The organism is uncultured Caballeronia sp., from assembly GCF_964243625.1.
Taxonomy (GTDB): Bacteria; Pseudomonadota; Gammaproteobacteria; order Burkholderiales; family Burkholderiaceae; genus Caballeronia.
The window spans coordinates 1-9,049 of sequence record NZ_CAXTGZ010000221.1 but is presented as its reverse complement, the minus strand read 5'-3'; the positions used below and the strand labels follow the sequence as shown (position 1 = coordinate 9,049).

The window sequence follows — 9,049 nt, the reverse complement described above, 5'->3', positions numbered from 1 at the left end:
CGGCGGAAGCATACGCTCGCGGTTGCCAAACACAATGCCGTCTTTCTCATACGGGAAAGGTCCGCCAGCTTCGATCCGCCGTAACGTCACAACCGCCTGCTTTGGCAATTGCGCAGCGTCGACAGTCGTCTGTGACGACTCCAAACCCGCTGATGCGGCATCGCGCCTGTTCTCTCTGCGCGGATCGCTTTGCGGCCTGTTCTTGTCCTGCACTGCGAGCGGCGACTGGGCCTGCGACGCTGCTGCGGGACTGTTGCCTCCCGGGCTCTGCGAGTCCGGCGCGCTCTTGCCGCAGCCGCTCAGCACCACCAAAAGCGCCGTCAGGAAACCACAAACCCATGCGCGCTTCACAAAACCCATACCGCTTAAAGCCCCAAAAATTGACGACCATGAAAGACGTAAGGGTATCGCTAATGACAGCCGGAATCAACGTTGGTTCAGGCGATGCCCGTTTTTTAATCAGTTGCGGTCCCCTGCCGTCAGGCCGGGCTGCAGGCCCACTGGCGTTTTCCGGCCGCAATCAAATTTAGGGCGGCATCAAATATCGGACTGATCTGAGATGTTTTTATCTTGGATGGGATAATAATTCTCTCATGCGTGGCTTGGGGAGTGGACCCAGTGTCGCCTCTCTGGGGAAAGCTCTCACGGTCTGACGATCGGAACCACTGCTGTTTGGAGGACAAGCAAATCCCCTTGCATGCCTCGAGGCGTGCCGGACGATCCGGCACGCTTTTTTTTGGCCTGAAGCAGTCACAGTCTATTTTCGGTCGCCCAACAAAAAAGGGATTGCGACGATTCCGCAACCCCTTTCTACCAACGCATCCCGCAACTTCCGCGAGCTTGATTTACTTCAACGCGCTACAGCCGTCGTGTCCGCAACCAGCAACGCAGTCATGTTGACAATCCGTCGCACCGTTGCAGACGCCGTAAGCACGTGAACCGGCTGCGCCGCACCCAGAAGAATCGGACCGATGGCGATGTTGTTACCGGCGGCCGTCTTCAGCAGGTTGTACGAGATGTTGGCCGCATCGATATTCGGCAGCACGAGCAGGTTTGCATCGCCTTCCAGGGTTGATTCCGGCAGCACTTCGGCGCGCAACCGCGAGTCGAGTGCCACGTCGCCGTGCATTTCGCCGTCCACATCCAGCTCCGGCGCGCGTTCTTTCAGCAATGCCAGCGTCTCGCGCATCTTGATGGCGGATGGTGCGTTGCTTGTGCCGAAGTTCGAATGCGACAGCAGCGCGATCTTCGGCACGATCCCGAAGCGGCGCACTTCTTCCGCCGCCATGATCGTGATTTCGCAAAGCTGCTCGGGCGTCGGGTCGACGTTCACGTGCGTGTCGACAATGAAGATCTGCCGGCCCGGCAGCACCAGCGCATTCATGGCCGCGTACACGCTGCAGCCCGCCTTCTTGCCGATCACCTGATCGACGAAATGCAGATGCCGGTGCGTCGTGCTGATCGTGCCGCAAATCATGCCGTCCGCTTCGCCCTTCTTCACCAGCATGGAGCCGATCAGCGTGGTGCGGCGGCGCATTTCGAGCTTCGCCATCTGCGCGCTGATGCCCTTCCTGGCCATCATGGTGTGATACGTCTGCCAGAAATCGCGATAACGCGAGTCGTGATCCGTATCCACCACAGTGAAATCCACGCCCGGCGTCAGACGCAAACCGTACTTGGCGATGCGCTGCGTGATCACGGCCGGACGTCCGATCAGGATCGGCTTGGCGATCTTCTCGTCCACAGCGATCTGCACCGCGCGCAACACACGCTCTTCTTCGCCCTCGGCAAACACAATGCGCTTCTTGTCCGGCTCGACGCTGCGCGCAAGCTGGAACACGGGCTTCATGGTCGTGCCGCTGTGATACACGAACTGCTGCAGGTGCTGCTCGTAAGCATCCATGTCTTCAATAGGACGCGTCGCCACGCCTGAATCCATGGCCGCCTTCGCAACGGCCGGCGCGATCTTCACGATCAGGCGCGGATCGAAAGGCTTCGGAATCAGGTACTCGGGACCGAACGACAGATCCTGGATGCCGTAAGCGGTCGCCACGATATCGCTTTGTTCCTGACGCGCCAGTTCCGCAATCGCGTTCACGGCGGCAATTTCCATCTCGCGCGTGATCGTGCTCGCGCCCGCATCCAGCGCACCGCGGAAGATGAACGGGAAGCACAGCACATTGTTGACCTGGTTCGGATAATCCGTGCGGCCGGTTGCCAGCACCGCGTCCGGTCGGACTTCCAGTGCGAGTTCCGGCAGGATTTCCGGCGTCGGGTTGGCGAGCGCGAGAATCAGCGGCTTCGGCGCCATGCCCTTCACCATGTCCTGCTTCAGCACGCCACCAGCGGAGAGGCCGAGGAAAACGTCGGCGCCTTCGATGACGTCGGCAAGCGTGCGTGCGGACGTTTCGCGCGCAAAGCGATCCTTGTCCGGGTCCATCAGTTCCACTCGGCCCTTGTAGACCACGCCGGCCAGATCCGTCACGAAGATGTTCTCGAGCTTCATGCCGAGTTCGACCAGCAAGTCGAGACACGCAAGCGACGCGGCGCCTGCGCCCGACGCCACGAGTTTCACTTCATCGATCTTCTTGCCTACCACGACCAGACCGTTGGTAATCGCCGCCGCGACCACGATGGCCGTACCGTGCTGGTCGTCGTGGAACACCGGGATCTTCATGCGCTTGCGGGCCTCGCGCTCGACGATGAAGCAATCCGGCGCCTTGATGTCTTCGAGGTTGATGCCGCCGAACGTGGGTTCGAGCGCGCAGATCACATCGACGAGCTTCATGGGGTCCATCTCGTTCAACTCGATGTCGAACACGTCGATGCCCGCAAACTTCTTGAACAGCACAGCCTTGCCTTCCATCACAGGCTTCGACGCCAGCGGCCCGATGTTGCCAAGCCCGAGCACAGCCGTGCCGTTCGTCACCACGCCGACGAGATTGCTGCGCGCGGTGAAGCGCGCGGCGTTCAGCGGGTTCGCAACGATCTCTTCGCACGCGAATGCGACGCCCGGCGAATAGGCCAGCGCCAGATCGCGCTGGTTGATCATTTGCTTGGTCGGGGCGATCGCGATTTTGCCGGGGGTGGGAAACTCGTGGTAATCGAGCGCGGCTTCGCGAAGTTTGGCTTTGGCGTTATCTGCTGGCGTGGTCATGAGGCGGCGGGCTTTAGGCAAGATTAGAATAGAAGTTCGAACGCATTGTAGCGCCAATCAAAGGCCGTCCCAGAAGGTGATACCCGCAATTCCCGGCGCGAGGCCCATTCGGACAAGGCTTCGAAAGGCGGCAGAAAGCACATGCCTGCCAGCGGTTCACGCCGCTAAATCCTTTTATCGAGATGAAACGCGCGCGTACGCGGGCGCATCGTCTCCAACTCTCTTTCGACATTGCCGGACTGCCGATGCTCTCAGAGTTTTCCCTGATCGAACGATATTTCTCCCAACCCGCGACCACGCGCCGCGCACCGGCGGCTCAAAACTCGGGTAGGGGCGCGGGCGCGACGCTTGGTATCGGCGATGATTGCGCGTTGCTCGCGCCCAAGCGCGGTCAGCAACTGGCGATTTCCACCGACATGCTTGTCTCCGGCCGCCATTTCTTCCCCGATGTCTCTCCGTTCGCGCTCGGCCACAAGGCGCTTGCCGTGAACCTCTCGGACCTGGCCGCAATGGGCGCCGCGCCGCGTGCGTTCACGCTTGCGTTGTCCATGCCCAAAGCCGAGGAAAGCTGGCTCCAGGCGTTCAGCGACGGCCTCTTCCGGATGGCGAACGCGCACGGCTGCGAGCTGATCGGCGGCGATACGACCGGCGGACCGCACGTGACCATCAGCATCACGGTCTTCGGCGACGTTCCTGCCGCACGCGCGTTGCGCCGCGACGCAGCGCGCCCCGGCGACGACATCTGGGTATCCGGACAGCTCGGCAACGCCCGCGCCGGACTCGGCATCAAGCGGCAAGAATGGTCCATAAAAGACGCTGCCAGCGCAGCCATCGCGATCAAGGCGCTCGAGCAGCCCGAGCCGCGCGTGGCGCTCGGCATTGCGTTGCGCGGCGTGGCGCACGCTGCGCTGGATCTCTCCGACGGCCTCGCGGGCGACCTCCTGCACATATTGAAGCGCTCGAACATGCGCGCGACCGTCGACGTGGATCTCGTACCGCGCTCCCCCGTTATCGATGCATTGCCGGCGGCCGCCCAGTTGCCGTGCGTCCTCGCCGGCGGCGACGACTACGAACTCTGCTTCACCGCGCCAGTCGAGGCGCGCGCAAAAATCCAACGCTCGGCCAAGCAGGTGGGCGTGCTCGTGACGCGCATCGGTACAATCGAGGGTCTTGCTGCTCTCACTGACACGCCCGCCATCGACTGGCGCAATCATGCCGGTCCCGTATCGTTTACGGCATCGGGCTACGACCACTTTCATGCAGACTGACCCGATCACCGAGACTATCGACGACAAACCGCGTCCCAAGCCAAAGCGCCGGACGAGCGCCCGCTTCATGCTGTCGCATCCGCTTCACATCCTGTCGCTGGGTTTCGGCAGCGGCTTGTCCCCGGTTGCGCCCGGCACCGTCGGCACATTGTTCGCGTGGGCGTCGTTCGTGGCGTTCAACCCGTACCTCACCGTTGCCGAATGGGCCGTGCTGATCGCCGTGGGCTTCGTCGCCGGGTGCTGGTTCTGCGGCTTCACGGCGAAGAAAATGGGTATCGAGGATCCGTCGCCGGTCGTGTGGGACGAGATCGTCGCGTTCTGGCTCGTGTTGCTGCTTGTCACGCCGGCCACGTTCACCGGACAGTTGTGGGCGTTTATCGTGTTCCGCTTCTTCGATATGGTTAAACCGCCGCCCATCAGCTATTTCGATCGTCATCTGAAGGGCGGTTTCGGCATCATGTTCGATGACATCGCGGCCGCGTTTTTCTCGTTGCTCGTGATCGCGCTGTGGCGCATGACGATTTGATGCCGCGCGTTATCGATTCTCTCTTGCCCACACGATCAGCCCACTAGCGAGTCCCATCATGGCCACCGATAAAGTCGTCCACCAGCTCGCCATTCGTGCCGGCAACAAACTGCGTGATGAGCGCCTGATGCTCGCGACGGCGGAATCGTGCACGGGCGGCATGGTCGCGGCTGCGATGACGGATATTTCCGGCAGCAGCGCGTGGTTCGAGCGGGGGTTCGTCACGTATTCGAATGCCGCCAAGACCGAGATGATCGGCGTGCCGGCCGACCTGATCGAGCGTCACGGCGCGGTGAGCGAGCCGGTTGCCAAGGCCATGGCAGAAGGTGCACTCAGGAACAGCCGGGCGCAGGTTTCGCTGTCCATTACGGGCGTAGCGGGTCCGGGCGGCGGTACGGAAACCAAGCCGGTCGGCATGGTTTCATTTGCATGGAGCAACCGGCTGCATACCTCTGTCGAGACGCAGTTGTTCAAGGGCGACCGCGAACAGATTCGCACCCAGGCAGCGGCGCATGCGCTGCGCGGTCTGCTCGAACTATTAGAACGAAGGGAACGGTGAACAAGCGGATGTTGGCTAGACAGGCAAAAACCGGAACCGCGAATCATGGGTGGGCGTGCTGATGCCGGCGTTTGCCTACGACACGGCTCAGATCATCAAATGGCTCGGCGCATCTACCGTGGCCAAGGCGCGCGGGTACGTCGACGAAGTCAGGCACCTGCACTGGGACAACGACGTTCTGCGTGCCGACGTGAAAGGCACCCAGCGCCAGCCGTATCACGTCGAAGTGAAGTTCCGTGACGACCGTGGCGCGATCTCAGCCCAAGGCCGCTGTTCGTGCCCGGTCGGATTCGGCTGCAAGCACGCTGCCGCCGCGTTGCTCGCGACCGCCAGCGACAAACCCGACGAACCCGACTCAGTACGCGCCGAAGTCGCCGGCTGGCTTGAAGGATTTCGCTCACGGTTTGCATCGACACGCAGTACGGCTGCGAAGAAAACCACCGAAGCAAATGGCGCCCTGGCGCTCGCTTACGTGCTCGGCACGTCGCGCGTCATGCGCATGCCCGAGGTCGCGCTGCACAAGGTGCGCCTGAGTCCGGACGGCTCGCTCCAGACGCTCGACCGGCCCTGGACCAATCTCGACTCAGCGCTCGTCAAACAGCCGAAATTCGTCAGCGACGACGACCTGACCATTCTTCGTGCGCTGATCATCGGACGCACGCGCAACGACTTCGGCGGCTTCGCCCTGCACGGCGAAGAAGGCGCGGATCTGCTGCAGCGCATGCTCGCAACCGGACGCCTTTTCACGGCCACGCCTTCGTCGCGGGATGTGGGCGAACCGCGCCGGCCGTTGACGCAGGGCGAAGCGCGGCCGGGACGCATTGAATGGACGCCGGACCCGGACGACCGCGTGCGGCCCGTGCTGCAAACGGAGCCGGCATCGACCTTCGTCATCACGACCGAACCGTTGTGGTTCGCCGATGCCGAAACGCGCGAAGCCGGCATCGTCGACATGCCTCAGCCGGCGCGGCAACTCGTCGATTATCTAGCGATGCCGCCCATCTCGCTCGCCGAAGCGCCGCTTGTCGGCGCCATGTTGCGCGAGGTCGCGTCCGACCTGCCGCCGCCTCCGGGCCACGAAACGCTGAATCTACAGATCGTCGATATTGAACCGGTGCCCGTGCTCGTGCTCGACACGCAGTCCATTAGCGGAACATGGCGGCCGCGTGAGGAACGCACGGGGGCGAGCGTGCTGGATTTCGCCCTGCTGAGTTTCGATTACAGCGGCTTCAGCATCGACCCCACGCACGCCACTACGATCTTGCGCACGGAGTCCGGCGACATGGTCCAGGTGAAGCGCCGTCACGACGTGGAAACGCGGTATTCGAACCAGCTCTACGAGCTTGGATTTCGCAAGATTCCGGCGCACCAGCGCTTCGGACCGAAGGCCATTCCGGCAGGCGTGCTCGGCTTGCCGGCATCGGCCGCCTGGGCCTTGTTCACGAGCGACACCGTGCCGTCGTTGCGCGAGGACGGCTGGCGCATTTCCATGTCGCCGGAATTCCGCTTCGATTTCATCGAGATCGACGATATCCAGGGCACAGCGCACCACAGCACCGACGGCTGGTTCGACCTCGAACTCGGCATTGCCGTCGGGGAACGGAGCGTGCGGCTGGAGCCGCTGCTCGCCGACCTGTTCCAGCGCGACCGGCGCTGGCTGGCGGGGGCGATCGATTCGATTCCGGATGACGAAGGCATCGAACTCAACACCGATCTCGGCGAACGACTGCGGCTGCGTGCATCGCGAATCAAGCCGGTGGTGCGCGTGCTGATCGATCTGTTTGACACCCTCGGTACGCAACCGCTGCGCGTCTCCGAAAAAGACGCCGGCCGTCTGGAAGCGCTCACCGACACCGGCCGCTGGCAGTTCCACGGTGATGTCTCCATCCGTGAACTCGCCCAGCGTTTGCAGGAAGGACCGGGATTGCGTGAAGTCCCGGTCCCTCGCGGCTTGAACGCAGAGCTTCGCGTCTATCAGCGCGAAGGCCTCAACTGGATGCAGTATTTGCGCGAACGCAACCTGTCCGGCGTGCTTGCCGATGACATGGGACTCGGCAAGACCGTGCAGACGCTCGCCCACATTCTCGTTGAAAAGGAATCGGGCCGGCTCGACCGTCCCGCGCTCGTAGTGCTGCCGACTACGCTCGTTCACAACTGGCGAGAGGAAGCGAAGAAGTTTGCGCCCGATCTTCGCGTGCTCGACCTGCATGGCCCCCAACGCAAGGATCGCTTCGATCAGATCAGCGAGCACGATCTCGTGTTGACCACGTATCCGCTGTTGTGGCGCGACCTGGCCATGTTGTCGCTGCACGAGTACCACTTGCTGATCCTCGACGAAGCACAGACCGTGAAGAACGTCGCGACCAAGGCTGCCAAGGGGATTCGTGATTTGAGTTCGCGGCATCGGCTTTGTCTGACGGGTACGCCGCTTGAAAATCACCTGGGCGAGTTGTGGGCGCAGTTCGATTTCCTGCTGCCGGGATTCCTTGGCACGCAGAAAGATTTCACCAAACGCTGGCGCACGCCCATCGAAAAATACGAGGACCCGGTGCGCCGTGATTTGCTCGTGCGGCGGATCCGGCCATTCATGTTGCGTCGAAGGAAAGACGAAGTCGCAAAGGAATTGCCGCAGAAGACGACTATTGTTCGGACTGTATCGCTCGAGGGTTCGCAGCGGGATTTATACGAGACCGTGCGAATCGCGATGCAGGAAAAGGTGCGAATGGCGGTGGCCGATCAAGGTTTGGCGCGCAGCCATATCGTCGTGCTGGAGGCGTTGTTGAAGCTGCGTCAGGTTTGCTGCGATCCGTCGCTGGTGAAGCTCACGCGGGCGAAGCGCGTGGAGGAATCGGCGAAGCTTGATTTGCTGCTCGATATGCTGCCCGAGTTGCTTGAAGAAGGACGTCGCGTGCTGCTGTTTTCGCAGTTCACGGGGATGCTTGCGATCATCGCCGCCGCGCTCGATAAAGCCGGTTTGCCGTACGTGACGTTGACGGGCGATACACGTGATCGCGTGACGCCGGTGACGCGTTTTCAGGATGGCGAAGTGCCGCTGTTCCTGATCAGTTTGAAGGCGGGTGGAGTTGGGTTGAACCTGACCGCCGCCGATACCGTGATTCACTACGATCCGTGGTGGAATCCCGCGGCGGAGAATCAGGCGACGGACCGTGCGCATCGGTTGGGGCAGTTGAAGCCGGTGTTCGTGTACAAGTTGATCGTGGCGGGGAGTATTGAGGAGCGCATCGTGGCGATGCAGGACCGTAAGGCCGCTCTCGCCGATAGTATTCTGCGTGAGGACGCAGCGGCCGGGGCCAAGTTCTCGGCGGAGGATATTGAGGCGTTGCTGGCGCCGATGCCGCAGGGGTGATGTGTATTTTTTGGACGCTTTTTGGCGCCTTGGGCGGGGGGCGCGGGGTCGGAGTTGGTGCCGGGTTGCTGCTTTTTAGGCTACCGCGCGTTTCGTTCTAGCTGATCTCTTTCGCACTATTAGCCACTGTGCGTGGCGGCACTTCATTTCACGGGTTTTGCGCTAGCGCTCG

General features: G+C 62.0%; 5 protein-coding genes and 1 pseudogene. 4 read left to right on the top strand and 2 right to left on the bottom strand.

Annotated features, from left to right (window positions below):
- Together ACFFAR_RS16300 and ACFFAR_RS16295 are read right to left on the bottom strand one after the other, a co-directional pair.
- Positions 1-360 (bottom strand): annotated as a pseudogene (locus ACFFAR_RS16300) (hypothetical protein); the annotation flags it as partial.
- 490 nt (positions 361-850) lie between these two features.
- Positions 851-3,157: an NADP-dependent malic enzyme gene (locus ACFFAR_RS16295; protein ID WP_061998499.1), complete on the bottom strand. Its 2,307-nt coding sequence runs from the start codon at positions 3,155-3,157 to the stop codon at positions 851-853.
- A 245-nt stretch (positions 3,158-3,402) separates the two neighbouring features.
- Between ACFFAR_RS16295 and thiL the strand changes: the two genes are divergently transcribed.
- The 4 genes from thiL (at position 3,403) to ACFFAR_RS16275 (ending at position 8,877) form a co-directional block, all read left to right on the top strand.
- Positions 3,403-4,425 (top strand): thiamine-phosphate kinase, encoded by a 1,023-nt coding sequence (gene thiL / locus ACFFAR_RS16290; RefSeq protein ID WP_375508131.1) that lies wholly within the window; start codon positions 3,403-3,405, stop codon positions 4,423-4,425.
- Positions 4,415-4,951, top strand: coding sequence for a phosphatidylglycerophosphatase A (locus tag ACFFAR_RS16285; protein ID WP_231941293.1), 537 nt, complete (start codon positions 4,415-4,417; stop codon positions 4,949-4,951). Before thiL ends, ACFFAR_RS16285 begins: the two co-directional genes overlap by 11 nt.
- A 58-nt stretch (positions 4,952-5,009) precedes the next feature.
- A complete protein-coding gene (locus ACFFAR_RS16280; RefSeq protein WP_061998498.1) occupies positions 5,010-5,510 on the top strand; it encodes a CinA family protein in 501 nt (166 codons plus the stop codon).
- A 61-nt stretch (positions 5,511-5,571) separates the two neighbouring features.
- The gene (locus ACFFAR_RS16275; RefSeq protein WP_375508132.1) at positions 5,572-8,877 is read left to right on the top strand and encodes an SNF2-related protein; all 3,306 of its coding nucleotides are present in this window, start codon (positions 5,572-5,574) and stop codon (positions 8,875-8,877) included.
- The last annotated feature ends 172 nt before the right edge of the window (positions 8,878-9,049 follow it).

What these genes read in the sequence shown, in the direction of transcription:
- ACFFAR_RS16275 (WP_375508132.1), top strand. Translation starts at nt 5,572, where the DNA reads ATGCCGGCGTTTGCCTACGACACGGCTCAGATCATCAAATGGCTCGGC.
- ACFFAR_RS16280 (WP_061998498.1), top strand. Translation starts at nt 5,010, where the DNA reads ATGGCCACCGATAAAGTCGTCCACCAGCTCGCCATTCGTGCCGGCAAC.
- ACFFAR_RS16295 (WP_061998499.1), bottom strand. Translation starts at nt 3,157, where the DNA reads ATGACCACGCCAGCAGATAACGCCAAAGCCAAACTTCGCGAAGCCGCG.
- thiL (WP_375508131.1), top strand. Translation starts at nt 3,403, where the DNA reads ATGCTCTCAGAGTTTTCCCTGATCGAACGATATTTCTCCCAACCCGCG.
- ACFFAR_RS16285 (WP_231941293.1), top strand. Translation starts at nt 4,415, where the DNA reads ATGCAGACTGACCCGATCACCGAGACTATCGACGACAAACCGCGTCCC.